Here is a 25,715-nt window from a genome sequence, read left to right on the forward strand (position 1 = left end):
ATGAGTGGAGCGACGAGCGGGTCGTTCTGCCTGGGTCCCGCCATATCTTCCCCCGAGAATCGGGAGGCGATTCCCGGATCCGGCGATGCGAGCGATTGTATGACCCGCGACCATTGCCGCGGTGGGGGGACAGGCTCTAGGTGACGCGCAGCCCCATCGAAAGGTCGTCTGTTGCGCCTCGTCCTCCCGCTTCTGCTGTCTGTCGCTATTCCCACGCTCGCCATCGCTCAGACCAGCCCCGCCGCGGCCCCGCGGGCTGCTGCGCCCCCCGCTGCACAGGCGGCGGAAGGTGCAAAGCTGCGCCGCCTGTTCGAGGAGAGCAACGAGGCGGCGTTGCGTCGCAACCCGATCGAAGCAATCTCGCGCGGCGACCTGCGCTACGCCAACCGCCTCGGCGACTATTACACCCGCGCCTATGACGAGGCTGAACGCCAGGCGCTGGTCGACGATCTGAACGCGCTGCGGAAGATTGACCGTTCCAAGCTGGGTACCGTCGACCGCATCGCCTACGACGTTTTCGAGAGCGATCGCGCGCGTGACCTGAAGGCGTTTGATCCTGCCTTGCGCCGGATCAGCGACGTCCTGCCGATCAACCACTTTCGCGGCTTTCAGACCTTCTACCCGGAATTCGCCTCGGGTCAGGGGGCTGCTCCGTTCAAGACGACCGAGGATTACGACAACAATCTGAAGCGCAACGCGCAATATGCGGCGTTGGTTGATCGCATGATCGTGCGTGCCCGCGAGGGCATGGCGCAGGGCATCATGCCGCCGCGCTTGGTGGTGCAGAATGTGATCGGGCAGCTCGACAATCTGCTCGCGCCGTCGGTCGAGGAATCCTTGTTCTACGAGCCGGTGACCAAGTTCCCCGATGCGGTGCGCGCGGCGGATCGTACGCGGCTGACGGCGGCTTATGCCAAGCAAGTGCGCGACGTGCTGACCCCTGCCCATCAGCGCCTGCGCGCGTTCCTGCAGCAGGAATATCTGCCCAAGGCGCGCGACACGATCGGCACCTCTGCATTGCCCGGTGGCGCCGCTTATTATGACTATCTGATCGAGAGCAACACGACCCTGCCGCTGAAGGCGGAGGAGGTGCATCAGCTGGGCCTGCGCGAAGTGGCGCGGATCCTGGCGGAGATGGAAAAGCAGAAGGAACACGCCGGTTTTCAGGGCAGCCTTCCGCAATTCTTCCAGCATCTGCGGACCGATGCGCGCTTCCAGCCCAAGTCGGCGGAAGAGATCGCGGCGGGCTATGCCGAGATCGGAAAGAAGGTTGACGCGCGGGTGCGCGAGCAGTTCGCGCTGATCCCGGAAACGCCGCTCGACATCCGGCCGGTGCCGGCTTTCCGCGAGAAGACCGCCGCCGCCGGCTCCTACCAGTCGGGGACGCCCGACGGTTCGCGTCCGGGCATCTTCTATTACAACACTTATGATCTGGCGAACCGTTATCTCTGGGGCATGGAGACGCTGTACCTGCACGAGGCGGTCCCCGGTCACCATTTCCAGATAAGCCTGGCCCAGGAAAACGAGAGCCTTCCCGCCTTCATGCGCTTCGGTGGCAACACGGCCTTTGTTGAGGGCTGGGGCCTCTATGCCGAGACGCTCTATCCCGAACTGGGGGTCGAGACCGATCCCTACCAGCGGATGGGCGGGCTGAACGACGAGATGCTGCGCGCGATGCGGCTGGTCGTCGATACCGGCATCCATGCCAAGGGTTGGACGCGCGAGCAGGCGATCCGCTACATGATCGACAATTCGCCGATGCCGGAGAGCGACGCGACGGCAGAGGTCGAGCGGTACATCGCGATCCCCGGACAGGCGCTTGCGTACAAGATCGGGCAGCTGACGATGTTGCGGCTGAAGGCGGACGCGAAGCAGAAGCTGGGTGCGAAGTTCGACCCGCGCGGCTTCCACGCGACGCTGCTGGATACCGGCGCGCTGCCCATGCCCGTGCTGGAGCGCAAAGTCGCCGACTGGATCGCCAGCCAGCGCTGACCGGCATGGCGATCTTCCACGCAATCCTTGCCGGCGGGACATTGCGCGACCGTTTGGTGGCGAGCGCCGGCGGCGTGATCGGCATCGGGCTGACCGGGGCGCTGGCGCTTGCGCTGCTTCACCCGGTCGGCCTGAGCCCCTGGCTGGTTGCCCCGATGGGCGCGGCAGCGGTGCTGGTGTTCGCGGTCCCGGCGAGCCCGCTGGCGCAGCCATGGCCGGTGATTGGCGGCAACACCATCTCAGCGTTCGTCGGCGTCACGGCGGCCAAGCTGATCCCCGATGTGGCGCTGGCCGCCGGGGTGGCGGTGGGCGGCGCGATCCTGATCATGTCGCTGTGCCGCTGCCTACACCCGCCTGGCGGCGCGGCCGCCCTGACCGCGGTGGTGGGTGGCCCCGTGGTGCTGTCCACCGGATATTGGTTTGCGGTGGTGCCGGTGGGGTTGAATGCGGTGCTGCTGACGCTGGCGGCCGTCGCCTTTCACCGCTTTTCCGGTCATTCCTACCCGCACCGGCCGCCGGCGGTCGTCCAGCATGGCGCGCCGGACCGGGAGGATGTCGACCGCGCGCTCGAGGATCTGAGCGAAACCTATGACATCGATCGCGAGGATCTGACGTTTCTGGTGCAGCGGGCGGTCCATCATGCCGCCGTCCGGCGAGCAGCGCCGCAACAGCGCCGCACGCGGTAGGCCGCTTCGGCTATTTTCCGCGCGCGCGGGCCGCGGCGACGGCGTCCTGCAGGCGGTCGAGCGGCAGCGCTCCGGACAGGACGCGGTCGCCCACCACCCAGGCCGGGGTGCCGGAAATGCCGAGCTTTGTCGCAAGGCCGATGTTGCCGGCGATCTCGGTATCGGCATCGTCCGGGATCTTGCTGAGGTCGACGCCGGCCGTGCGTGCCGCCGCGGCGATGCTGTCAGCGGTGACCGGCCCGGCGGCGTAAAGTGCATTGTGGAACGGCACGAACCGGCCCTGTGCGGCCGCCGCCAGCGATGCTCTGGCCGCATCCCGGCTTTCCTCGGCCAGAATGGGAAGCTCGCGGAAAACGACCCGCACCTTCGGGTCGCGTTCGATCAATTGTTCGATGATCGGAAGGCTCGCGCGGCAATAGCCGCAATTGTAGTCGAAGAATTCCACCAGCGTTACGTCGCCATCGGGATTGCCCATCACGGCGCCCTTGTACGGCGTCTCGATGCGCGAGCGATCCGCCGCGATCGCCTTTTCGCCTTCGCGTTCCTGCAGGCGCTGCATGGCCTGGGGGATGATTTCCGGGTTGGCGAGCACATAGTCGCGCACGATCTGTTCGACCCGGCTGCGGTCAGCGCCGGAGAGTTCGCCGGGAACAGCCCGTTCGGCGAGCCACATGCCGCCAGCGCCGAAAGCGGCGCCGAGCACCACGAGAAGCAGCAATTGAAGGCGGTTCATCGACGCTTCTTCTTGCCGTCTTCGAGTGCGTGCTGAGAAGTCATCGAGATATCCTGTGCCCGGATCCAGTCCGGCGTGTTCTGGGGAATGCCGCCCATCGCATAGCCGGCGCTGATCGCGGCCGTCCGGGCGTCGCCCATCATGCTGGCGCGTTCGGCGGTGGCGAGGGCGGCGCGGGCGGGATCGCCCATGCGGTCATAGACGGTGCCGAGCTGCTGCCAGGCGAAGGGGTTCTGATCGTCGCGCGCGACCGCGATGCGCAGCACCTTCTTCGCCTCGTCGTAATTGGCCTTGTCCTCGGTCGCGATCAGCGCGTGGCCGAAGGTGGTGGCGATCAGCGGATTGGTGCGCGAGCCTTCGGTGGCGGCGCGCAGCGGGGCCAGCGCCTCGGTCGGCTTGCCCGCCTCGAGCAGGATCTGGCCCTTGATCTCGAGGAAATAGGGATCGGTCGGCTTTGCCTGCACCAGTGCATCCGCCTCGGCATCCGCCTTCTCGGGGAAGCCGCCGCGATGATAGGCATAGGCGCGCGCATAATGGGCGTAGATGGTCTGGTTGCTCTCCGGATATTTCTGCAGCGCTTGGGCGGGCGGCAGGAGATAGCCGTCGAGCTTTGCCTGCACCCGCTTGAACCGTTCCTCCCAATCCTGGTTGAGCGGCTTGTTCCAGGCGGGCGACGCCTGCAGCGATTCGGAGATGGCGGCGATACGCTCCGACGACACCGGGTGGCTGAGCATATACTCAACCTTGCGCGTGATGCCGTAGCGATATTCGAGCTGCTGCATCGTCTTGAAGAAGTTGAGATACCCCTTGCCGCTGATGCCGGCGCCGTTGAGGTATTTGACGCCGGCGGCGTCGGTGGACGCTTCCTGCTGGCGCGAGAAGGACAGGTATTTGCCGACGGCGGCCTGCTGGCCAGCGGCGAGGAGCCCGGCGCCAGCCTCGCCCGCGCCCGCCGCCATTGCCGCAAGGCCGAGCACCATCGACAGGATCGTGATCCCGGTCGCTTCCTGATAGCCGCGGCCGGCGAGCGTGACGTGCCCGCCGGTGATGTGGCCCAGTTCATGCGCGATGACGCCCTGCACTTCGTTGGCGGTCTTTGCCGCCTGCAGCGTGCCGGAGTGGACATAGACGATCTGGCCCCCGGCAACGAAGGCGTTGATCGAATCGTCGTTGACCAGGACGACGCGAACGTCGCTCGGCGACAGGCCCGCGGCGGTGACCAGCGGCGCCGTCATGTCATGCAGGAGCGATTCGGTCTCGGCGTCGCGCAGGATCGACTGCGCCTGCGCCGGCTGTGCCAGCACCATGCAGGCAAGCGTGGCAGCGGCGGCGAGCCGAAGGGCAGACAGGCGCCGCGGGGCGGAAGCGCGATGCACGGTCACGTCGCCGCCCGCAGCCTGTTGCTGGGTAGGAACAGCCATGCGCCGGACCCATGCCGATGGCGTCTGAACCATCGCTGAAGCCCGGCGCATCACTGTCCTCACCCGATCGTCATGCGCCGAAGGTGCGCTGCCACCAGCCACGCCGCGGCGTTGCCTCGGCGGCGGACTCTTCGTTGCCCTCGGCAGCCTCGTCGGCCGGCGCTGCGCCATCCGGGCCGCTGCCCGGAACGGCGGCTTCCTCGGTCGCCTGCGGCGGCGGCAGATCGGCGGAGGGCACGTCCACGACCGGCACATCGGCCTTCTTGCGGCGGGTGCGCTTCGGCTTGGCCGGCGCCTCTTCGGCAGCCGGGGCCCCGGCCGGTGCCGCTTCGGCAGCGTCGGCGGCTGGTGCCGCGGCATCGGCCTTCTTGCGGCGGGTGCGCTTCGGCTTGGCCGGTGCCTCTTCCGCGGGCGCAGCCTCTTCGGCGGCCGGCGCGATCGCCTCGATGCCCGGGGTCGGGATCGGTGCGGCGTCTTCCGCGGCCGGTGCGACCTCGACCGGTGCCTCGATGGCCTTCTTCGCGCGTGGACGACGGCGCGTCTTGGGCGCGGGCTCAGCGACGGGCTGCTCAGGCTCGACCGCGACTGGCGCTGCCTCGACGACGGCGGGCGCCTCTTCCGGTGCTTCCTCGGTCGCTACCGGAGCCTCGACCGACGCGGCGTCCTGCTGGTCGCCGTTTTCGGCACCGGCATGCTGGCCATCACCATTCTCACGGCGACGGCGACGTCCACGACGGTTGCGGCGGCGGCGTCCACCCTCGCCCTCGCCATCGTGCGACGTCTCAGCGGCTGCCTCGAAGGCCTCGCCCTCGTCATCCGCCTCGACCGGCTCGTCTTCGGCAAGGTCGGCGTTGGAGGCAGGCACCCCGATCGCCTCGTCGGCGCCCTCGGCATGTTCGCCGCCTTCGCCACCCGAGCGGCCGCGGCGACCACGGCGGCGGCGGCGCTTGCGACCACCCTCGCGCGGTTCATCGCCACGATCTTCCGAGGAGCGCGGCGCCTCGTCCTCGACGAGCACCTCGTCTTCCTCTTCCTCGATCTCCTCGGGGATATCCTCCTCGATTTCCTCGACGGGGGGATCGAACTTAGGCGCATAGGCCGGCGGCGGGCCGGAGGCGATGACCTCCATGCGGGCGCCTTCCTGCTCGCCGTCGGGCAGGATCTCGACCGTCACGCCGTAGCGATCCTCGATCTCGGCAATGTCGGCGCGCTTGCGGTTGAGCACGTACACCGCCGCCTCGACGCTGGCGCGCAGCGTCAGGATCGAGCCGCGGCCGCGCGCGGCCTCGTCCTCGATCAGGCGAAGCGCGCTGAGGCCGGCCGACGAGGCGGTGCGGACGAGGCCGGTGCCTTCGCAATGCGGGCAGGGGCGGGTGGACGCTTCGAGCACGCCGGTGCGCAGGCGCTGGCGGCTCATTTCCATCAGGCCGAAGCTGGAGATGCGGCCGACCTGGATGCGGGCGCGATCGTTCTTCAGCGCCTCCTTCATCGCCTTCTCGACCTTCCGGACATTGGAATTGTTGTCCATGTCGATGAAGTCGATGACGACGAGGCCGGCCATGTCGCGCAAGCGCAGCTGGCGGGCGATTTCCTGCGCCGCCTCAAGGTTCGTCGCGGTCGCCGTCTGCTCGATATTATGCTCGCGCGTCGACCGGCCGGAGTTGATGTCGATCGAGACCAAAGCCTCGGTCGGGTTGATGACGAGGTAACCGCCCGACTTCAGCTGCACCACCGGGTGGTACATGGCGGCGAGCTGATCCTCGACATGGCAGCGCTGGAACAGCGGGATGGGATCGCTGTAATGCCTCACCCGCTTCGCGTGGCTGGGCATCAGCAGGCGCATGAATTCCTTCGCCTGGCGATAGCCGTCGTTGCCCTCGACGATGACCTCGTCGATGTCCTTGTTGTAGATGTCGCGGATCGCGCGCTTGATGAGATCGCTGTCGCCATAGATGAGCGCCGGCGCCGCGCTGGTCAGCGTCTTTTCGCGGATCCCGTCCCACAGGCGGGCGAGGTAATCGAAGTCGCGCTTGATCTCGGTGCGGGTGCGGCTGAGGCCCGCGGTGCGCACGATGCAGCCCATCGAGGGCGGCAGCTCCAGCTCGGCCATGATCGACTTCAGGCGCTTGCGATCGGACGAATTGCTGATCTTCCGGCTGATGCCGCCGCCGTGCGACGTGTTGGGCATCAGCACGCAATAGCGGCCGGCGAGCGACAGATAGGTGGTCAGCGCCGCGCCCTTGTTGCCGCGCTCTTCCTTCACGACCTGGACCAGCAGCACCTGGCGGCGGCGGATCACGTCCTGAATCTTGTAGCGGCGGCGCAGGTTCATGCGACGCTGGCGCAGCGCCTCGACCTGATCGTCGTTGATGCCGGTGGTCGGGGCCGGGGCGCCTTCGCCCTCCTCGCCCTCGACGGCGTCGAGATCGCCGGCGTCGTCGCCATGCGCATCGTCGACATCGTCATGGATGTCGCCGTCATCATCCTCGGCCGCTTCCTGCTCGGCGCGCAGCTTCGCTTCCTCGGCGGCATGCTCCGCCTCCTCGCGCAGCAGCGCCTCGCGATCCTCCTTGGGGATCTGGTAATAATCGGGATGGATTTCGGAGAAGGCGAGGAAGCCGTGGCGGTTGCCGCCGTAATCGACGAACGCTGCCTGCAGCGACGGCTCAACGCGCGTCACCTTGGCAAGATAGATATTCCCCTTGAGCTGCTTGCGCTCGGCACTCTCGAAATCAAATTCTTCGATGCGATTTCCCTTGACGACGGCCACGCGGGTTTCCTCCCGGTGGCGTGCGTCGATCAGCATGCGCATGGTCATTAGTACGTCTCCACGCGCGCCTCACGCCGCCGGACGGCGGGGGCGCGCGATGATGAATCGGTGCCGGCGCAGTCTGGCCGGGCACGCGGATGGTGGTGGACTGTGCCTTCGTCTGCCGCGCATGGCCGGGCGACACGCCCTGGACCGCTTCCACGCCCGCGCCGCCGGCGAAGGCCGGTCGGAACTGCGGTGCGGGGATATGCAACATGCAAACGTCAACCTGATGGCCCGCACCGGCGCGAATGCCGGCTGGGCGGTGGGTCGGAGGCGGGCGCAATAGGCGACCGCACGCCGATCAATTCAGGAGGTAGCAACTAAGTCATCCTTCGGCAACCGGAACAAGATTGCCGACCGGTCGGCAATAACTTGCCGAACGCGGCGTTAACCGTGGTATGAAACGGTGCCTTGAGAAGCGGCGATTATCCCGACCCGACAGGGAAGAAGGGTTTGCGTACCATGGCTTTTCGCTGGACCGAGAAGCGGCCGGCACGGCATGTACGAGGTATGTCGGTGTTGTTCGCGTTATTTGCCGGCCTGTTGCCGGCCCTGCCCGCGTGGGCGGCACGGGTGGAGCGTGTCGAGGTCGGCGACGACCGGATCACCATCCGCTTTGACGAAGCGGTGCGTGGCGCCTCTAGTTTCATTCTGGATGGACCGCAGCGGATCGCGATCGATATTGATGGCGCGCGGCCGGGCGGGCCGAGCCGCGGCAATGGCGCGGTGACGGCGGTCCGGCAGGGGTGGCGCGGCGCGGATGGCGCGCGCGTGGTGCTGGATCTGGCGCAGCCGATGATCGTGACCAAGGGGTCGTTCGACGACGAGGGGCGCAAGCTGGAACTGTCGCTGCGCGAGGTCGACGGGCGGCGCTTCACCGCGGCGAGCGCGGCCTCTCCGCTGAGCTTCCTGCCGTTCGGCTGGGGAGAATCGCGGCCCAAGTACAAGGTCAGCGTTCCCGTTCCGAAGGCGAAGAAGGCCGTGCTGCCGCGGGTGCAGGGCGATGACAGCCGCCCGCTGGTGGTGATCGACGCGGGACATGGCGGCAATGATCCGGGCGCGATCAACCCGGAAACGGGGCTGCGCGAGAAGGACCTGACGCTGAAGATCGCCAAGGCGATCCGCGACGAACTGCTCGATTCGGGGCGGGTGCGGGTCGCGCTGACGCGGGATGACGACCGCTATATCCTGCATCGCGAGCGGTTCGGCATCGCGCGGCGGCTGGGCGCGGATTTGTTCATTTCGGTGCATTGCGACAGCGCCGGCAATGTCGAGGCGACGGGCGCGACCGCCTATACGCTGTCCGACGTCGCGTCCGACAAGGAAGCGGCGCGGCTGGCCGCGCGCGAGAACAAGGCGGACATCATCGCCGGGGTCAATCTGGACGAGGATTCCGACGTCTCGTCGATCCTGATCGACCTGACGCAGCGCGAGACGATGAACGCATCGGCCGGCTTTGCCCGGTTGCTGGGCCGCGAAGCGAAGCCGTTGATCCCGACCAAGCAGAATTTCCATCGGATGGCATCGCTGCTGGTGCTGAAGGCGCCGGACATGCCGTCGGTGCTGTTCGAGACGGGCTATATCTCGAACGCGCAGGACGCAGCCTTCCTCGACAGCCGCGAGGGACGCGAGCGGGTGGCGCAGAGCGTGCGGCGCGCGGTGGAGGTGTATTTCGCGCGGCGCATGACGCAGACGGCGGCGCGCTGATCACCGTCGCAGGCGCCCGCATTGTCGTAGTTTTCCGCGGCCTTGTTGCCAGCCGCATGGCCGCTGCCTAAACACCGGCGCTGCGTATGGCGTCTGACTCTCCCGAACCGATCAAGCTGGCACGTCGCGGGCCCGGCTTTCGCCAGACCCTGTCCGACCTGTGGCAGCGGCGCTGGTTCAAGGCGCTGGCGGTGCTTGCCGCGATCGGCCTGCTCCTCGCGGGCGGTGGCTGGTGGTTCATCACCCGCGATCTGCCGTCGGTGGAGCAATTGCGGACCTATGAGCCGCCGCTGCCGACCAACGTGCGCGCGATCGACGGCTCGCCAATCTATTCCTATGCCCGCGAGCGCCGGGTCGAATTGTCGTTCAACGAATATCCCAAGATGCTCGTCAACGCTTTCCTGGCGGCCGAGGACAAGACCTTCTTCGAGCATCATGGCGTCGATTATCCCGGCCTTGCCGGCGCGGTGATCGACTATGTGTCGAAGCTGGGCAGTGGGCAGCGCGCGCGGGGCGGATCGACCATTACCCAGCAGGTCGCCAAGAACCTGCTGATCGGCAACGAATATTCGCCCACGCGCAAGATCCGCGAGGCGATCCTGGCGTGGCGTATCGAGGATACGCTGACCAAGCCGCAGATCCTGGAATTGTATCTGAACCAGATCTTCCTGGGTCGGAACGCTTATGGCGTGGAGGCGGCGAGCCATGCCTATTTCGACAAGGAGCTGGACCAGCTGAACCTCGCGCAGATGGCGTATCTTGCCATCCTGCCGAAGGGGCCGGCCAATTACGATCCGATCCGCGATACCGAGCGGGCGATCAGCCGCCGCAACTGGGCGCTGGGCGAGATGGAGCGCAACGGCTTCATCACCGCGGCGCAGCGTGCGGAGGCGCAGGCGCAGCCGATCGGCGCGATCGTCACGCGGGTGCCCAAGTTCGAGCGGGTCGGCGGCTATTTCGTCGAGGAGGTGCGCCGCGAGCTGATCGACAAGTTCGGCGAAACCGCCCGCGACGGGGCCAACAGCGTCTATTCGGGCGGCCTGTGGGTGCGCACGTCGATGGACCGCGGGGTGCAGGAAGCGGCGGCGCAGGCATTGCGCGACGGCCTGCTACGCTATGATCGTGGCCGTGGTTTCTCCGGGCCGCTGCGCAAGGTCGAGATCAAGGGCGACCGCTGGCAGTCGGCGCTGCTCAATACCAACGTCACGCTCGACTATAATGACTGGCGACCGGCGATCATCATCTCGCGCGACGCATCCGCTGCCCGAATCGGCTTTGCCAACGGGACGGAGGGCGTGCTGCCGCGCGCGGCAGCGCAGATGCCGGTGCGTGGCAAGGCGACGCCGGCGTTCGGCACGCTGGAGCCGGGCGACATCATCGCGGTGGCGCCGCAGGGCGGGCAGTTCGCGCTTCGCTCGGTGCCCAAGATCTCCGGCGGGTTCGTGGTGCAGGAGCCGCAGTCGGGCCGTATCCTGGCGATGCAGGGCGGGTTCGACGCGTCGCTTCAATCGTTCAACCGCGCCACGCAGGCGATGCGCCAGCCGGGTTCGACCATCAAGCCGATCGTTTACGCCGCCGCGCTGGAGCATGGCATGACGCCGGCCTCGATCATCGTCGATGGGCCGTTCTGCGTGGATCAGGGCGCGCGGCTGGGCCAGAAATGCTTCCGCAACTTCGGCAATTCGCGCGGCGCGGGTCCGCGGACGATGCGCTGGGGCGTGGAGCAGTCGCGCAACCTGATGACGGTGCGCGCCGCGGCGCAGACCGGCATGGCGAACGTCGTACGGCTGATGAAGGCGATGGATATCGGCGACTATCAGCCGTATCTTTCCTATGCGCTGGGTGCTGGCGAGACGACCGTCATGAAGATGGTCAACGCTTATGGCGTGCTGGCCAACCAGGGGCGCTGGCATTCCCCGACGCTGATCGATTTCGTGCAGAACCGTCGCGGCCAGGTGATCTGGCCGGAGAATTGGCGCGCCTGCGACCGGTGCAACATGCCCGATTGGGACGGCAAGCCGATGCCGCGGCCGATCGCGCGCGGCAAGCAGGTACTCGACGCCATGTCGGCGTTCCAGATGGTGCATATCGCCGAGGGCGTGATCCAGCGCGGCACCGCGACGACATTGCGCGACCTGAACCGCCCGATCTTCGGCAAGACCGGCACCAATTCCGGGCCGAAGGACGTGTGGTTCATCGGCGGCACGCCGCAAATGGTGGCGGGTGTTTACATTGGTTACGATTCGCCAGTGAACCTGGGCGGTTATGCGCAGGGCGGCACGCTGGCGGCGCCGATCTTCAAGCAATGGGCCACCAAGGCCTATGAGGGGATGGAGGTGCTGCCGTTCCGCGCGCCGCAGGGCATTCGCATGGTGCGCGTCGATCGCGCGAGCGGACGCCCGGTGTTCGGCGCCTGGCCGAGCGGCAACGATCCCAAGCCAGCGGTGATCTGGGAAGCGTTCAAGCCGCAGGCGGAAGGCCGCCGCGCGGTGCGCCGTACCGGGGGCGCGCCTGCCGTCAGCGCGTCCGCGACCGCCGAGGCGAAGAAGCAGGCCAGTGACAGCGACTTCTTGCAGCGAGAGGGCGGCATCTACTAAGTCGCCGCTTTGTTATTTAGATCGTCATCCCCGCACCACGGGAATTCAGTGGCCGACCGCGCCATATCGCTGGATTCCCGCACCCCGCTGGTCTGACGGATGATTGGAGAATCACCATGCGCGCCGAAGCGCAGGCCCATGTAGCGACGATCAACGAGGCGCTCGCCCTGCTACGGCGAAGCCTCGACTGGGATCGTGCGCTGAGGCGCCTCGACGAACTCAATGCGCGGGTCGAGGATCCGACGCTGTGGAACGACCCCAAGGCTGCGCAGGACGTGATGCGCGAACGCCGCCGGCTGGACGAGTCGATCACCGCGACGCGCACGATCGAGCGCGAGCTGAGCGATACCGCCGAGCTGATCGAGATGGCCGAGGCCGAGGGCGACGAGGAGATGGCGTCCGAGGGCACTACCGCACTCGCGCAGCTCGCCGAACGTGCGCAGAAGGACAAGGTGAAGGCGCTGCTGTCGGGCGAGGCCGACGCGAACGACACCTATATCGAGATCAACGCCGGCGCCGGCGGCACCGAAAGCCAGGACTGGGCCGAGATGCTGCAGCGCATGTACACGCGCTGGGCAGAGCGGCACGGCTACAAGGTCGAGCTGATCGACTATCACGCCGGCGAACAGGCGGGGATCAAGTCCGCGACGCTGCTGGTGAAGGGCGAGAACGCCTATGGCTATGCCAAGGTGGAGAGCGGTGTTCACCGCCTCGTACGCATCAGCCCGTATGACAGCTCGGCGCGCCGCCACACCAGCTTTTCCAGCGTGTGGGTCTATCCGGTGATCGACGATTCGATCGACATCGAGATCAACGACAGCGAGCTGCGCATCGACACGTACCGCGCATCGGGCGCGGGCGGGCAGCACATCAACACGACCGATTCGGCCGTGCGTATCACCCACTTGCCGACCGGCATCGTGGTCGCCTGCCAGAACCAGCGGTCGCAGCACAAGAACAAGGCGGAGGCGTATAATCAGCTGCGCGCCCGCCTGTACGAGCATGAGCTGCGCAAGCGCGAGGAAGAGGCCAATACGGTCAATGCGGCGAAGACCGACATCGGCTGGGGCCACCAGATCCGTTCCTATGTGCTTCAGCCCTATCAGCTGGTAAAGGACCTGCGCACCGGCGCGACCTCTACCTCGCCGGGCGACGTGCTCGACGGTGATCTCGACGACTTCATGGCCGCGGCGCTGGCGCAGCGCGTGACCGGCGAGGCGGTCGAGGTGGAGGACGTCGACTGAGCGTGACCGACGCCCCGTCTCCCACCTTCCGGCGCCGCGGGGGCGCGATGGCGCTCGCGCTGCTGTTGCTGGCGGCGTGCGACGGCGGCGAGCCGCTGATCCGCAAGGACCCGAAGGAGCCCGGTCCGTTCCCGGTCGCCGACCGGCCGGTCGCGACGATCGTCTCGTCGCGCTGGTCGAACGAGGAGGCGCGCGACCGGCTGAACGAGGCGGGGGCGGTGATGGCCAAGGCCGCGATCAAGCCGGGCATGACCGTCGCAGATATCGGCGCTGGCGAAGGCTATTACACCATCCGCCTGGCGCAGAAGGTGGGCGAGGACGGGCGCGTTCTGGCGCAGGACGTGATCCCCGCCGTGCGCGACATGCTGGCGGAGCGCGTGGCGCGCGAGCGGCTGGACAATGTCAGCGTCAAGCTGGGCGAGGGGGCGGACCCGAAGCTGCCGGAAAACAGCTTCGACCGTATCTTCATGGTGCACATGTATCATGAGATCGCGGAGCCGTATGAGTTCCTCTGGCGGATGCGCCCGGCGCTTCGCCCCGGCGGTCTGGTGGTGGTGGTGGATGCGGACCGCCCCACCGCCAATCACGGCACTCCGCCCGCCCTGCTTCGCTGCGAATTCGCCGCGGTCGGTTATCAGATGGTGACGATGACGCCGATGGCGTCGGCCGGCGGTTATTTCTCGACCTTCCGCGCGGTCGGCGAGCGGCCCGAGCCGAAGGATATCAGGTCGTGCCGCCTGTCGCCGTCACAAAAGGCCGCGGGCGCGGAAGCTGACCATGGCGTCGCCAGCCAGCACGAGATGGTCGACCAGCCGAATCCCTAGGCTGCTCAGCACGTCCGCGACGCGGCGGGTGGTGCGGAAATCCTCCGCCGTTGGCTCTGGATCGCCCGAGGGGTGATTATGCGCCATCACGATCTCCCGCGCGCCCATGGCGAGCGCGACGCCGACCACGGAGCGAAGCGGCACCTCGACCGAGGCCATTTCGCGTGAGGACACATGCTGGAGCCCCAGGGTTGCCCCGGCGGTGCTGAGAAAGACGAACGCCACCGATTCGTGCCGCGCCCCTGCCAGGCTTTGAAGGTGCTGCACCGTGGCAGGGTCGAGATTTTGCATCTCCTTCGTTTCTGGAGCGTGCAGAGCATGGCGCAAGGCCATGTCTCCGTTCCGGTGCAATCCCGTAACGATCGTGCGATGCTTCCAACCGTCGTTGCGGGGATGTAGGCCGCTGTCATGCGCCAATACCTAGACCTCATGGCCCGCGTGCTCGATTCGGGCGCGGAGCAGATGGACCGAACGGGCACGGGGACGCTCAGCGTCTTTGGTCATCAGATGCGCTTCGATCTGGCCAGGGGCTTTCCGGTGCTGACCACCAAGAAGCTGCACCTGCGATCGATCATCATCGAGCTGTTGTGGTTCCTGCGCGGCGACACCAACGTGCGCTGGCTGCAGGATCGCAAGGTCAGCATCTGGGACGAATGGGCCGACGAGAATGGCGATCTCGGCCCGGTCTATGGCAAGCAATGGCGCGACTGGGTGACGGCCGACGGGCGGCACATCGACCAGATCAAGGGGCTGATCGAGGACATCCGCACCAACCCCGCCTCGCGACGGCAGATCGTGACCGCGTGGAACCCGGGCGACCTCCACGCCATGGCGCTGGCGCCGTGCCATTGCCTGTTCCAGACCCATGTTGCGAACGGGCGATTGTCGCTGCAGCTGTACCAGCGGTCGGCGGACATCTTCCTTGGCGTGCCATTCAACATCGCGAGCTACGCGCTGCTGACGCACATGCTGGCGCAGCAATGCGGGCTGGAGCCGGGCGAGTTCATCTGGACCGGGGGCGATTGCCACCTGTACGCCAACCACCTCGATCAGGCGCGGCTTCAGCTGACGCGCGAGCCGACCGCGCTGCCGCGGCTCGAAATCCTGCGCAAACCGCCAGCGATCGACCAATATGAATATGAGGACTTCGTGCTTCACGGCTACGAAGCACAGGCGCATATCAAGGCGCCGGTCGCGGTATGACCTTGCAATTCACCTCCGGTTCAGCGATATCGACTACAAGCGTAGTCGAGGGCTTGGGAGGTCAGGATGCGCGAATATTTCATTACCATAAGCACGGCGACCCTGGCGGCGCTGCTGCTGCAACTTGGCAGCCCGCCGGCGCCGTCGAACGCTGCCGATCCGGCGCCAGCGCAGGGCCATGCCCGATAGCATGACCGTGCCGGTCACCTTGTCGCTGCACCTGGCGCGGGCGGCCAATGGCGTCATCGGCCGTGATGGCGCGCTGCCGTGGCATCTGCCGGCGGACCTGAAGCGGTTCAAGGCGCAGACGATGGGGCGGCCGATGATCATGGGACGCAAGACGTTCGAGAGCTTTCCCGCGCCGCTGCCCGGCCGCCGCCACATTGTCCTGACCCGCGACCGCGCCTGGCAGGCTGCAGGGGCGGAGGTCGCGCACAGCCCGGAGGAGGCGCTGGCGCTCGCCGGGGGCGATGCGGCGGTGATCGGCGGGGCGGATGTGTTCGCACTGTTCGCCGACCGGGCCGAGCGGGTCGAATTGACCGAGGTTCATTCAACGCCCGATGGCGATACGATCGTCCCGCCCTTCACCGGGTGGCGGGAGATATTCCGCGAGGATCACCCGGCGGACGGTGATCGTCCCGCCTACAGCTTCGTGACACTGGTGCGCTGAAGCACGTGCCGCTATGCGCCGCTGCAATGGAGCGGCAGGGACCCATCAGGCTGGACGCGCGCGAGGCGTTGCCCGAGGCATTGCGCGGCGCGATCGTGGCGCTGGGCAATTTCGACGGCTTTCACCTGGGTCATCAGGCGGTGGTGGGCCGCGCGGTCGAGCGTGCGCGTGCCGAGGGGCGCCGCGCACTGGTCGCGACGTTCGATCCGCATCCGATGCGGTTCTTCAAGCCCGATACGCCCTGGTTCCGGCTGACCACGCTGGAGCAGCGGGCCGAGCTGATGCAGCAGGCCGGGGCCGATGCGCTGCTCGTCTTCACCTTTGACGCGGCGCTGGCGGCGGAATCGGCCGAGGCGTTCGTTCGCTCGCGCCTGCTCGAGCAGATCGGGGCAGGGGGCGTGGTGACCGGCGCCGATTTCACCTTTGGCAAGGGGCGCTCGGGCGATGTCGCCGTGCTGGCGGCGCTGGGGCAGGAGCTCGGCTTTTCGACCGATACCGTCGGGGCAGTGACGCTGGATGGCGAGAAGGTGTCGTCGACCAGCATCCGCGCCGCGCTTCGCGAAGGGCGGCCGCGCGACGCCGCCCGCTTGCTGACCCGGCCCTTCACGATCCGCGGCGAAGTGCGCCATGGCGACAAGCTGGGGCGCGAGATCGGCTATCCCACCGCCAATGTCGATCTCGGCAATTACCTGCGCCCGGCGTACGGCATCTATGCGGTGCGCGTGACGCTGGAGGATGGGCGCGTGGTCGATGGCGCGGCCAATCTGGGGATTCGGCCGAGCTTCGATCCGCCCAAGGAGCTGCTGGAGCCGTACCTCTTCGATTTTTCCGGCGACCTGTACGGCCAGACGATCGACGTCGCGCTGATCGACTATCTGCGGCCGGAGGCGAAATTCGACTCGCTTGAGGCGCTCAAGGCGCAGATGGCGGCGGACTGCGACCGGGCGCGGGAATTGCTCGCGCGCTAACCCTCCTTGCAGGGAGGGGAGGTAAAGCCGTAATGCGCGCGGCACCCATGGCCGACGATACACCCTCCGCACCGACTGCCGATCCCAAGGATTGGCGCGACACAGTCTTCCTGCCGAAGACCGACTTCCCGATGAAGGCGGGCCTGCCGCAGAAGGAGCCCGCGATCCTCGAGCGGTGGCAGCGGCTGGGCCTGTACCAGCGGCTGCGCGAGCAGCGCGCCGACCGTGAGAAGTTCATCCTCCACGACGGCCCGCCCTATGCCAATGGCGACATGCACATCGGCCATGCGCTGAACCATATCCTGAAGGACATGGTGGTGCGCACCCAGACGCTGCTGGGGAAGAACGCGCCTTACGTTCCGGGCTGGGATTGCCACGGCCTGCCGATCGAGTGGAAGGTCGAGGAAGAATATCGCAAGAAGAAGCTGAACAAGGACGAGGTGCCGCCGGCGGAATTCCGCGCCGAATGCCGCGCCTATGCCCAGAAATGGGTCGATACGCAGCGCGAGCAGCTGAAGCGGCTGGGCGTCAACGGCGACTGGGACAAGCCGTATCTGACGATGGACTTCGCCGCCGAGGCGACCATCGTGTCCGAGCTGATGAAGTTCGCCGAGACGGGGCAGCTGTATCGCGGCGCAAAGCCGGTGATGTGGAGCCCGGTCGAGAAGACCGCGCTGGCCGAGGCCGAGGTCGAATATGAGGACGTGGTGTCGACGCAGATCGACGTCGCGTTCGAAATCACCGAGGCGCCGAACGCGCCGGAGCTGGTCGGCGCCCATGCGGTGATCTGGACCACGACGCCGTGGACGATCCCGGTGAACCAGGCGCTCGCCTACGGTCCGGAGGTCGAATACGTCCTCGCCCGCTTCGACGACATGGTCGAGGGGCCGCGCACGCTGTTGGTGGCGCGCGATCTGCTGGAAAGCTTCGGCGCGCGGATCGGCCATCCGGTGGTGGTGAAGATCGGCGATGCGGCGGGCACGGTGACGGTGCTGGCGGCGTTCAGCGGCGAGAAGCTGGCGGGCGCGGTCGCGCGGCACCCGATGCATGAACTGGGCGGCTTCTTCGCCAAACCGCGTCCGTTCCTGCCGGGCGATTTCGTCACCACCGATGCGGGCACAGGCCTCGTCCACATGGCGCCTGACCATGGCGAGGACGATTTTGAGCTGTGCAAGGCGCATGGCATCGATCCGGTCTTCGCGGTGGATGCCGGCGGCATGTACCGTTCCGACTGGCTGTGGCTCGGCGGGCAGGGCAGCGTTATCAACAAGAAGTTCGTCGCCAGCGATGGCCCGATCTGCGCCGACCTGCGTGAAGCCGGCGCACTGGTCGCAGCGAGCGACGATTTCAAGCACAGCTATCCGCATTCGTGGCGCTCCAAGGCGAAGGTGATCTTCCGCTGCACGCCGCAATGGTTCATCGCCGTCGACAAGCCGATCGAGGGTGGCGACACGCTGCGGCAGAAGGCGGTGGCTGCGATCGCCGCGACTCGCTTCGTGCCCGAGAAGGGGCGCAACCGCATCGGCGCGATGGTCGAGGGGCGGCCGGACTGGGTGATCAGCCGGCAGCGCGCCTGGGGCGTGCCGATCGCGCTGTTCGTGCATCGTGCGACGGGCGAATTGCTGGTCGATCCGGCGGTGAACGCGCGCATCGTCGATGCCTTCCGCGAGAAAGGCGTCGATGCCTGGACCGACGAGGCGACGGCTGGCTTCCTTGGCGAGGGGCGTGATCCGGCGGATTACGAGCGGGTCACCGACATTCTCGACGTGTGGTTCGATTCGGGCTGCACCCATGCCTTCGTGCTGGGAAGCGGGCGCTGGCCGGAGCTTAGCTGGCCGGCGGACCTGTACCTTGAGGGGTCCGATCAGCATCGTGGCTGGTTCCAGTCCTCGCTGCTGGAAAGCTGCGGCACGCGCGGGCGGGCGCCTTATGATGCGGTGCTGACGCACGGCTTCACGATGGACGCCAAGGGCATGAAAATGTCCAAGAGCCTGGGCAACACGATCAATCCGCTTGATCTGATGCGCGACTATGGCGCGGACATCCTTCGGCTGTGGGCGCTGTCGGTCGATTTCACCGAGGATCACCGCATCGGCAAGGAGATCCTGGCCGGTGTCGCGGACCAGTATCGCAAGCTGCGCAACACTTTCCGCTACCTGCTCGGCGCGCTGGACGGGTTCGACGAGGCGGAGAAGCTGCCGGTCGCGGAATGGCCCGAGCTGGAGCGCTATATGCTCCACCTCGTCCATGCGCTGGACCAGCAGCTCAAGCGCGCGATCGCCGATTACGACTTCAACGGCTACGTCCGCCTGCTGAGCGATTTCGCCAACGAGGATCTGTCGGCCTTCTTCTTCGATATCCGCAAGGACTCGCTTTATTGCGACGCCCCGGACGACGTGAAGCGCCGGGCGTATCGGACGATGCTCGACGTGCTGTTCCACGCGATGGTGCGCTGGGCGGCGCCGGTACTGGTCTTCACCGCAGAGGAAGTGTGGCAGGCGCGCTTCCCGAGCGAGGACGGCTCGGTCCACTTCCTCGACTGGCCGGAATTGCCGGCGCAAGCAGGCGACGACGTAAGCGCCCGCTGGCTGGAGGTGCGAGCATTGCGCGAGCGGGTGACCGAGGCGATCGAGCCGCTGCGCCGCGAGAAGATCGTCCGCTCCAGCCTGGAAGCGGACGTGACCGTCACCGATACGCCGCTGCCGGTCGATCAACTGGCCGAGGCGTTCATCGTGGCGAAGGTATCGCCAGGCGATGAGGTGACGGTGAGCCGGACCGATTATAACAAATGCGGGCGCTGCTGGCGCCTGCTGCCCGAAGTCGTCGAGGACAATGCGCTGTGCGGCCGCTGCGCCGATGTGGTGAGCGACGAGGTGGCGGCGTGAAGCGCAGCGTGCCTGTTGCCGGCCTGGTGATCGCGGCGGCGGTGTTCGTGCTCGACCAGCTGATCAAATGGGTGGTGACCGGGCCGCTCGGCATCAACTTCCTGGGTGCATCGCGCGAGATCGTGTCCTTCTTCGATCTTCGCTTCGTACAGAACATGGGCGTGAGCCTGGGGCTGCTGCGCGCGGAGAGCGAACTGGCGCGCTGGGGCCTTGTCGTGATGACCGCGGCGATCGCCGGTGCCGTCACCTTCTGGATGTGGCGCGAGGAGAAGGCGGCGGACAAGCTGGCGCTTGGCCTGGTGCTGGGCGGGGCGCTCGGCAATATCGTCGATCGGGTGCGGTTCGGCTATGTCGTGGACTTCGCCGACCTGCATTTCGGCGAGTGGCGGCCGTTCCTGGTGTTCAACGTGGCGGATGCGGCCATCACCATCGGCGTGCTCATTCTGCTGGTGCGCGCGCTGCTGATTCGCGATAAGCCCACGGCAAAGCCTGACAAGATGGCTTCGGAGAATGTGAATGCGTAAGTCGATTGTCATGGTCGCTGGCCTTGCGGTGCTGCTGGCCGGATGCGCGAGCAACGGCCTCAATCGAGATCGTCCGGACGAGTTCGCGGTGGCGCGCCAGCCCTCGCTGATCATTCCGCCCGATTTCGCGCTGGTGCCGCCGACGCCGGGTGCGGCGCGCGTCCAGTCCGCCACCGCCGCGCAGGCGCAGACGCTGGAGGCGCTGTTCGGCAACGCACCGCGCAGCGCGGGCGAGACGGCAGTGATCCGGGCGGCAGGTGACGATTCGGCCGAGGCGGGGATCCGGTCCTCCGCAGGTGATCCCGAGACCAACGTCGTCGACAAGGGACAGACGACCCGCGACATCATCGCCGCGCCGGAAGGCGACGGGCAGGACGCGCGCGCGAACGCGCCCCGCTGAGCGATCGCGCCGCTGTCCGGGTCAGCCCCGGACGGCGGCGAATCGCTCCAAGCCGGCCGCGAGGTCGGCGATCAGATCGTCGCTGTCCTCCAGCCCGATCTGCAGCCGCACGAGGGGGCCGGCGAAGTCCGGCCGTGTCGCCGTGCGATAATTGCCCGGGTCGACCGGGATCGCCAGGCTCTCGAACCCGCCCCACGAATAGCCGATCCCGAAATGCCGCAGGCCGTCGATCAGCGCGGCGCGTGCCGCCTCGTCGCCGCCGGCGAGCACGAACGAGAACAGGCCGCTCGACCCGCGAAAATCGCGCGTGAAGATGCCGTGCCCCGGGCACGACGGCAGCGCCGGGTGCAGCACCCGGTCGACCTCCGGCCGGCCCTCCAGCCATTGCGCGATCTTCAGCGCGCTGGCCTGATGATGGGCGAGGCGCACGGCCATGGTGCGCAGCCCGCGTGAGCCGAGCCAGGCATCGTCGGGGCTGACCACCTGGCCCAATTGGAAGCTCGTCTCGCGCAGCTTTCGCCAGTGCGGCGCGGTCGCGGTGACGCTGCCCAGCATCACGTCGGAATGGCCGACCACATATTTGGTGCAGGCGAGGATCGACAGGTCGACGCCCTGTTCGATCGCGCGGAAATGCAGCGGCGTGGCCCAGGTATTGTCGAGCAATGTGGTGACGCCGCGCGCCCTGGCGGCAGCGACGATGGCGGGTACGTCCTGCACCTCGAAGGTGAGGCTGCCTGGGCTTTCCATGAAGATCGCCCGCGTGCGCTCACCGACAAGGTCGGCGATCCCGGCACCGATCAGCGGATCGTAGAAGCGCGTGCTGATGCCGAAACGCTTCAGCAGGCCGGTCGCCATCGACCGCGTGGGATCATAGGCCGAATCGGTGAGCAGCAATTCGTCGCCGGGCGACAGCACCGACAGAAGCGCCGCCGCGATCGCCGCTACGCCGGAGGGGTAGAGGAACGTCGCCTCCGCCCCGGGCTCCAGCTCGGTCAGCGCCTCGGCAAGGCTCCATTGCGTCGGCGCGCCGCGTCGGCCGTAGAACAGGCGATGGTGCGTGTCGCGCCCGCCGGCGGCGCGCAGATCGCCCACCGTATCGTAGAGGTGAGTCGACGCGCGCCAAACCGGCGGATTGACCACGCCCTGCGTCCATTCCGGCCGTCGGCCGGCATTTACGACGCGGGTGGCATCGCCGATCGGTTTGTGGTTGCCCTCGTGATCGTCGTCCAAGCGATCGGCGCTCACTGTCCGGTTTCCTTCGGCGTCGTCGGGTCGGCGCCCCATTCCGCCCAGCTGCCGTCATAGACGGCGATCTCGCGGCCAAGCAGGTGTCCGGCGAAGGCGATCACCGAGGCGGTGACCCCCGATCCGCAGGTGGCGACGGTCGGCCGATCGAGATCGATGCCGTCATCGGCAAAGATCTGCGCGAGCTCGGCACCGCGCTTCCACGTGCCATCGTCGTTGAAGAACCGCGTGTAGGGAAGGTTGATCGATCCCGGAATGTGCCCCGGTGTCACCCCCGGGCGCGGTTCCGGTTCTGCGCCAGCAAAGCGGCTGGGCGAGCGGGCGTCGAGGATCTGTTCGCTGCCGTTCGCCACGATATCCTTCATGTCGGCGAGCGTGCGGATCAGCGCGCCCTGCGTTGGCGGGGTGAGGTGGCGTGCCTTGGGCGGGGCGGCCTCGCTGATCACCGGGCGCCCCTCGGCGCGCCACTTGGCAAGGCCACCGTCGAGCAGCGCCACGTCGGTGATCCCAAAGCTGCGCAGCATCGCCCAGCCGCGCGCCGCCGTGTGGTGCGGCGACTGATCGTACAGGATGATCCGCGTGCCATCGCCAATGCCGAGCCGCGAGAGCCGGCTGACGAATTTCTCGCGCGGGGGCAGCATCATGGGGGCGGCGGCGTCGGTATCGACGATCTCGGCGAGGTCGAGGAAGACCGCGCCGGGGATGTGCGCCTGCGCATATTCCGCGGCGGCATCGCGATCTTCGGTGGGCAGGAACCACGTGCAATCTGCGATCCTGACGTCGGGGTCAGCGATTGCGGCGGCGAGCCATTCGGTTGAAACCAGTGCGTCCATGGCGTTCCCTTAGCGAGCGGGCCGTGCGAAGTCGAAACAGCCGGTGGCGGTGCAGCGATGCCCCGGAACTGGCGCCGCCGCGCGGGTGCCACTATCTCGCGGCGCATGACACTCCATCTCGGCAAGGCCACCCCGCTCCCCCAGGCTCCGGAAGAAGCGGTGCTCGACTATGTTCCCAACCCGCGTCCCGGCCGCAATTACCTGATCCGCTTCGTGGCGCCGGAGTTCACTTCGCTCTGCCCGGTGACGGCACAGCCGGACTTCGCGCATCTGGTGATCGATTATGTGCCGGGCGAGACGATCGTCGAGTCGAAGTCGCTGAAGCTGTTTCTCGGCAGCTTCCGCAATCACGCGGCCTTTCACGAGGATTGCACCGTTGGCATCGGCGAGCGGCTGGTCGCCGAGATGAACCCGGTATGGCTGCGCATCGGCGGTTACTGGTATCCACGCGGCGGGATCCCGATCGATGTTTTCTGGCAGACCGCCGCCCCGCCGGCCGGGCTGTGGGTGCCGGACCAGGGGGTCCCATCGTACCGCGGGCGCGGCTGAACGGTATTGGTAGCTTCCGCATCTTGCACCGCAGCATAAAACGCAACCAAGCTGCGGTTCGCCCGTTGTTGCGGGTTGAACGCTTTGTGAACAGGGCGTCTTTCTACCAGCGAAGGCAAGTGAGATGAATCAGGCGGTCGCACTCGACGGCATCAAGCGCATTGCCCTCATCGGTAATTTCCTGCCGCGCAAATGCGGATTGGCGACCTTCACTACCGATACCTACAATGCGATGATCAGCCGGTTCCCGGATCTTTCCGTGGACGTCTATGCGATGGATGATCATGTCGGCCGGTACGATTATCCGGCCGCGGTGACGGGGACGATCCCGCAGCAGGATCGGTCCGCCTATCTGGAGACGGCGCGCAAGATCGAGGAATCGGGCGCGCAGGCGATCTGGGTCCAGCACGAATATGGCATCTATGGCGGTGCAGCGGGTGAGCACATCCTCGCGCTGCTCGACCGCACCACGTTGCCGTTGATCGTGACGCTTCATACCGTGCTGGAGAAGCCCAGCGCGGACGAGCGGTCGGTGATGGAGGGGCTGCTGCGGCGCGCGTCCAAGGTGATCGTGATGGCGGAGCGCGGCGTGGACATCCTCACTCGGGTCTATGGCGCCAATCCGCGTTCGATCGTGATGATCCCGCATGGCGTGCCCGACCGCGAATTTGCCGACCCCGACAGCTTCAAGCCGCGCTTCGGCTGGGAAGGGCGCAAGATCATCCTGACCTTTGGCCTGCTGGCGCCGGGCAAGGGGATCGAGACAGTCATTGAGGCGATGCCGGAAGTGGTCGGCCAGCATCCCGATGCGATGTACGTCGTGCTGGGAGCCACGCACCCGAACCTTGTCGCGCATGAGGGCGAGCGATACCGCGATTCGCTGCGTGCTCTCGCGTCGGAGAAGGGCGTCGGCGACAATGTCGCCTTCATCGACGCCTTTGTCGAACATGACGAGCTGATCGACTATCTCCAGGCGGCCGACCTCTACGTCACGCCCTATCTGAATCCGGCGCAGATCACGAGCGGGACGCTTTCCTACGCCGTAGGCGTCGGCAAGGCGGTGATCTCCACTCCCTATGTGCACGCGACCGAGATCCTGGGTGATGGGCATGGCGTGCTGGTCGATTTCCGCGACGTCGGTGCGTTCGCGCGCGAGATCAACAACCTCCTCGGCAGCGAGCGTAATCGCACCCGTCTGTCGCAGCGCGCCTATGAGCGTGGCCGCACCATGACGTGGTCGCGGCTGGCGGAGCGCGCCATGAGCGAGATCGCGAGCATCATCGACGGTCGACCGCAGCGGATCGGTGCGCCCGCGCCGATCAATCCGCTCGCCCCCGACATCGCGGCGGTGGAACGGATGAGCGATTCGACCGGGATGCTGCAGCATTCGATCTATTCGGTGCCTGATCGCCGCCACGGTTATTGCATCGACGACAATGCCCGCGCGCTGATCCTGATGAGCGCGATCGACACGCTGGACGAGGCGACGCGCGACAAATGGACGACCGTCTATGCCTCCTTCGTCCAATATGCCTGGAACCCGGAGAAGCGGCGCTTCCGCAATTTCATGAACTTCGACCGGACCTGGTGTGAGGAGACCGGTTCGGAGGATTCGAACGGTCGCGCGCTGTGGGCTCTGGGGGTCACGGCGCGCGACGCGCGCACGCGCAAGCATCGCGACTGGGCGACGATGATGTTCGACATGACCGCGAGCCTGGCATTCGATCTGGGCAGCCCGCGCGCGCAATCGTTTGCGATGCTGGGCGCGGCGGCGATGTTGGAGGCGTCGCCCGGACACCAACTGGCACATGCGATCCTGTCGCGCTTCCCTGACGAGCATATGGCGCTGCTCGACACGGCGCGCCGCCCGGACTGGGTGTGGTTCGAAGTGGTGCTGGCGTATGACAACGCCCGCCTGCCCGAAGCTTTGATCCGCGCGGGCAAGGCGCTGGGCCGTCCGGAGGTGGTGGAGACCGGCCTCGAGACGCTTGACTGGATCATCTCGCAGCAGAAGAGCCCGGAAGGGCGCTTCCGCGCGGTGGGATCGGAGAGTTTCGGGCGCGCCTATGAGGCGCCGTTGCCGTTCGACCAGCAGCCGCTGGAGGCGCAGGCGACGATCGAGGCCTGTTGCGCGGCGTATAGCGCGACGCGTGACGAGAAATGGCGGATCGAGGCGGAGCGCGCCTATGGCTGGTACCTTGGTCTCAACGACCTCGATCTGCCGCTGGCGTCGGTCCATGACGGCGGTTGTTTTGACGGCCTAATGCCGACCGGGCTCAACCGCAATCAGGGTGCCGAGTCGATCCTCGCGCTGCAATTGTCCAGCTGCGCGATTTCGGGGCTTTCAAAGGTGGCCCCAAGCGTGGCAGGGACGGGCCGCGCCGTCGCTTAAGTCACCGCTTTTCCACGGCGTCGACCAACG

At 66.9% G+C, this 25,715-nt stretch carries 21 protein-coding genes; 15 read left to right on the top strand and 6 right to left on the bottom strand.

Going from position 1 to position 25,715, the window contains the following annotated elements; all coding sequences use genetic code 11:
• Window positions 1–222 precede the first annotated feature (222 nt).
• Both CA236_RS07800 and CA236_RS07805 read left to right on the top strand, forming a co-directional pair.
• Complete coding sequence (locus CA236_RS07800; RefSeq protein ID WP_241212580.1) at window positions 223–1,992, top strand: DUF885 domain-containing protein; 1,770 nt, start codon at window positions 223–225, stop codon at window positions 1,990–1,992.
• Window positions 1,993–1,997: 5 nt separating this feature from the next.
• The gene (locus tag CA236_RS07805) at window positions 1,998–2,678 is read left to right on the top strand and encodes an HPP family protein (protein WP_046408448.1); all 681 of its coding nucleotides are present in this window, start codon (window positions 1,998–2,000) and stop codon (window positions 2,676–2,678) included.
• Between the two features lie 10 nt (window positions 2,679–2,688).
• On the opposite strand, the gene CA236_RS07810 is transcribed toward CA236_RS07805, so the two are convergent.
• From CA236_RS07810 to CA236_RS07820, 3 genes are all read right to left on the bottom strand, one after another.
• Window positions 2,689–3,411: a DsbA family protein gene (locus CA236_RS07810; RefSeq protein WP_125945182.1), complete on the bottom strand. Its 723-nt coding sequence runs from the start codon at window positions 3,409–3,411 to the stop codon at window positions 2,689–2,691.
• Window positions 3,408–4,718, bottom strand: coding sequence for a M48 family metalloprotease (locus CA236_RS07815; RefSeq protein WP_046408445.1), 1,311 nt, complete (start codon window positions 4,716–4,718; stop codon window positions 3,408–3,410). The genes CA236_RS07810 and CA236_RS07815 overlap by 4 nt, the downstream gene beginning before the upstream one ends.
• A gap of 184 nt (window positions 4,719–4,902) precedes the next feature.
• Window positions 4,903–7,638, bottom strand: coding sequence for a ribonuclease E/G (locus tag CA236_RS07820; protein WP_125945280.1), 2,736 nt, complete (start codon window positions 7,636–7,638; stop codon window positions 4,903–4,905).
• 468 nt (window positions 7,639–8,106) lie between these two features.
• On the opposite strand from CA236_RS07820, the gene CA236_RS07825 reads away from it, so the two are divergent.
• The 4 genes from CA236_RS07825 (at window position 8,107) to CA236_RS07840 (ending at window position 14,016) form a co-directional block, all read left to right on the top strand.
• A complete protein-coding gene (locus CA236_RS07825; protein WP_046408443.1) occupies window positions 8,107–9,351 on the top strand; it encodes an N-acetylmuramoyl-L-alanine amidase in 1,245 nt (414 codons plus the stop codon).
• An 86-nt stretch (window positions 9,352–9,437) separates the two neighbouring features.
• Window positions 9,438–11,948 carry a transglycosylase domain-containing protein gene (locus CA236_RS07830; protein ID WP_125945184.1) on the top strand — a complete coding sequence of 837 codons (2,511 nt, stop codon included), beginning with the start codon at window positions 9,438–9,440 and terminating at the stop codon, window positions 11,946–11,948.
• Between the two features lie 116 nt (window positions 11,949–12,064).
• Window positions 12,065–13,192 (top strand): peptide chain release factor 2, encoded by a 1,128-nt coding sequence (prfB, locus tag CA236_RS07835; RefSeq protein WP_125945185.1) that lies wholly within the window; start codon window positions 12,065–12,067, stop codon window positions 13,190–13,192.
• Between the two features lie 47 nt (window positions 13,193–13,239).
• Entirely contained in the window at window positions 13,240–14,016 is a 777-nt protein-coding gene (locus tag CA236_RS07840; RefSeq protein WP_082102817.1) for a methyltransferase domain-containing protein, read from the top strand.
• Here CA236_RS07840 and CA236_RS07845 read toward each other — a convergent pair.
• On the bottom strand, window positions 13,939–14,433 hold the full coding sequence (locus tag CA236_RS07845) for a JAB domain-containing protein (protein WP_125945186.1): 495 nt from the start codon (window positions 14,431–14,433) through the stop codon (window positions 13,939–13,941). The two genes, CA236_RS07840 and CA236_RS07845, sit on opposite strands and share 78 nt — an antisense overlap.
• Here CA236_RS07845 and CA236_RS07850 point away from each other — a divergent pair.
• From CA236_RS07850 to CA236_RS07875, 7 genes are all read left to right on the top strand, one after another.
• Window positions 14,425–15,219 carry a thymidylate synthase gene (locus CA236_RS07850; protein ID WP_125945187.1) on the top strand — a complete coding sequence of 265 codons (795 nt, stop codon included), beginning with the start codon at window positions 14,425–14,427 and terminating at the stop codon, window positions 15,217–15,219. The two genes, CA236_RS07845 and CA236_RS07850, sit on opposite strands and share 9 nt — an antisense overlap.
• A gap of 66 nt (window positions 15,220–15,285) precedes the next feature.
• Window positions 15,286–15,408 carry a hypothetical protein gene (locus CA236_RS19265; RefSeq protein WP_277600064.1) on the top strand — a complete coding sequence of 41 codons (123 nt, stop codon included), beginning with the start codon at window positions 15,286–15,288 and terminating at the stop codon, window positions 15,406–15,408.
• Window positions 15,398–15,889 (top strand): dihydrofolate reductase, encoded by a 492-nt coding sequence (locus CA236_RS07855; RefSeq protein WP_241212567.1) that lies wholly within the window; start codon window positions 15,398–15,400, stop codon window positions 15,887–15,889. The genes CA236_RS19265 and CA236_RS07855 overlap by 11 nt, the downstream gene beginning before the upstream one ends.
• A gap of 26 nt (window positions 15,890–15,915) precedes the next feature.
• Window positions 15,916–16,857, top strand: coding sequence for a bifunctional riboflavin kinase/FAD synthetase (locus tag CA236_RS07860; protein ID WP_125945188.1), 942 nt, complete (start codon window positions 15,916–15,918; stop codon window positions 16,855–16,857).
• A gap of 32 nt (window positions 16,858–16,889) precedes the next feature.
• Window positions 16,890–19,742 carry an isoleucine--tRNA ligase gene (ileS, locus tag CA236_RS07865; RefSeq protein WP_241212568.1) on the top strand — a complete coding sequence of 951 codons (2,853 nt, stop codon included), beginning with the start codon at window positions 16,890–16,892 and terminating at the stop codon, window positions 19,740–19,742.
• Entirely contained in the window at window positions 19,739–20,266 is a 528-nt protein-coding gene (gene lspA / locus CA236_RS07870; RefSeq protein ID WP_241212569.1) for a signal peptidase II, read from the top strand. Before ileS ends, lspA begins: the two co-directional genes overlap by 4 nt.
• Entirely contained in the window at window positions 20,259–20,666 is a 408-nt protein-coding gene (locus CA236_RS07875; protein ID WP_125945190.1) for a DUF3035 domain-containing protein, read from the top strand. Before lspA ends, CA236_RS07875 begins: the two co-directional genes overlap by 8 nt.
• Window positions 20,667–20,687: 21 nt before the next feature.
• Here the strand turns inward: CA236_RS07875 and metC are convergent, their stop codons facing one another.
• Window positions 20,688–21,950 carry a cystathionine beta-lyase gene (gene metC, locus CA236_RS07880; protein WP_125945191.1) on the bottom strand — a complete coding sequence of 421 codons (1,263 nt, stop codon included), beginning with the start codon at window positions 21,948–21,950 and terminating at the stop codon, window positions 20,688–20,690.
• Window positions 21,908–22,744 (bottom strand): sulfurtransferase, encoded by an 837-nt coding sequence (locus tag CA236_RS07885; protein ID WP_125945192.1) that lies wholly within the window; start codon window positions 22,742–22,744, stop codon window positions 21,908–21,910. The genes metC and CA236_RS07885 overlap by 43 nt, the downstream gene beginning before the upstream one ends.
• Window positions 22,745–22,849: 105 nt before the next feature.
• Here CA236_RS07885 and queF point away from each other — a divergent pair, with 105 nt between their 5' ends.
• Window positions 22,850–23,293, top strand: a complete 444-nt coding sequence (queF, locus tag CA236_RS07890; RefSeq protein ID WP_046408426.1) for a preQ(1) synthase — start codon at window positions 22,850–22,852, stop codon at window positions 23,291–23,293.
• Window positions 23,294–23,417: 124 nt separating this feature from the next.
• Complete coding sequence (locus tag CA236_RS07895; RefSeq protein WP_046408424.1) at window positions 23,418–25,685, top strand: glycosyltransferase family 4 protein; 2,268 nt, start codon at window positions 23,418–23,420, stop codon at window positions 25,683–25,685.
• The last annotated feature ends 30 nt before the right edge of the window (window positions 25,686–25,715 follow it).

Source organism: Sphingomonas sp. ABOLG, from assembly GCF_003950435.1.
GTDB classification, from domain to species: Bacteria; Pseudomonadota; Alphaproteobacteria; order Sphingomonadales; family Sphingomonadaceae; genus Sphingomonas; species Sphingomonas panaciterrae.

Coding starts and splice junctions, on each gene's coding strand:
- CA236_RS07805 (WP_046408448.1), top strand. CDS start 1,998: ATGGCGATCTTCCACGCAATCCTTGCCGGCGGGACATTGCGCGACCGT.
- CA236_RS07810 (WP_125945182.1), bottom strand. CDS start 3,411: ATGAACCGCCTTCAATTGCTGCTTCTCGTGGTGCTCGGCGCCGCTTTC.
- CA236_RS07815 (WP_046408445.1), bottom strand. CDS start 4,718: ATGGTGCTGGCACAGCCGGCGCAGGCGCAGTCGATCCTGCGCGACGCC.
- CA236_RS07820 (WP_125945280.1), bottom strand. CDS start 7,638: ATGCTGATCGACGCACGCCACCGGGAGGAAACCCGCGTGGCCGTCGTC.
- CA236_RS07825 (WP_046408443.1), top strand. CDS start 8,107: ATGGCTTTTCGCTGGACCGAGAAGCGGCCGGCACGGCATGTACGAGGT.
- CA236_RS07830 (WP_125945184.1), top strand. CDS start 9,438: ATGGCGTCTGACTCTCCCGAACCGATCAAGCTGGCACGTCGCGGGCCC.
- prfB (WP_125945185.1), top strand. CDS start 12,065: ATGCGCGCCGAAGCGCAGGCCCATGTAGCGACGATCAACGAGGCGCTC.
- CA236_RS07840 (WP_082102817.1), top strand. CDS start 13,240: ATGGCGCTCGCGCTGCTGTTGCTGGCGGCGTGCGACGGCGGCGAGCCG.
- CA236_RS07850 (WP_125945187.1), top strand. CDS start 14,425: ATGCGCCAATACCTAGACCTCATGGCCCGCGTGCTCGATTCGGGCGCG.
- CA236_RS19265 (WP_277600064.1), top strand. CDS start 15,286: ATGCGCGAATATTTCATTACCATAAGCACGGCGACCCTGGCGGCGCTG.
- CA236_RS07855 (WP_241212567.1), top strand. CDS start 15,398: ATGCCCGATAGCATGACCGTGCCGGTCACCTTGTCGCTGCACCTGGCG.
- CA236_RS07860 (WP_125945188.1), top strand. CDS start 15,916: ATGGAGCGGCAGGGACCCATCAGGCTGGACGCGCGCGAGGCGTTGCCC.
- ileS (WP_241212568.1), top strand. CDS start 16,890: ATGCGCGCGGCACCCATGGCCGACGATACACCCTCCGCACCGACTGCC.
- CA236_RS07875 (WP_125945190.1), top strand. CDS start 20,259: ATGCGTAAGTCGATTGTCATGGTCGCTGGCCTTGCGGTGCTGCTGGCC.
- metC (WP_125945191.1), bottom strand. CDS start 21,950: ATGGGGCGCCGACCCGACGACGCCGAAGGAAACCGGACAGTGAGCGCC.
- CA236_RS07885 (WP_125945192.1), bottom strand. CDS start 22,744: ATGGACGCACTGGTTTCAACCGAATGGCTCGCCGCCGCAATCGCTGAC.
- queF (WP_046408426.1), top strand. CDS start 22,850: ATGACACTCCATCTCGGCAAGGCCACCCCGCTCCCCCAGGCTCCGGAA.
- CA236_RS07895 (WP_046408424.1), top strand. CDS start 23,418: ATGAATCAGGCGGTCGCACTCGACGGCATCAAGCGCATTGCCCTCATC.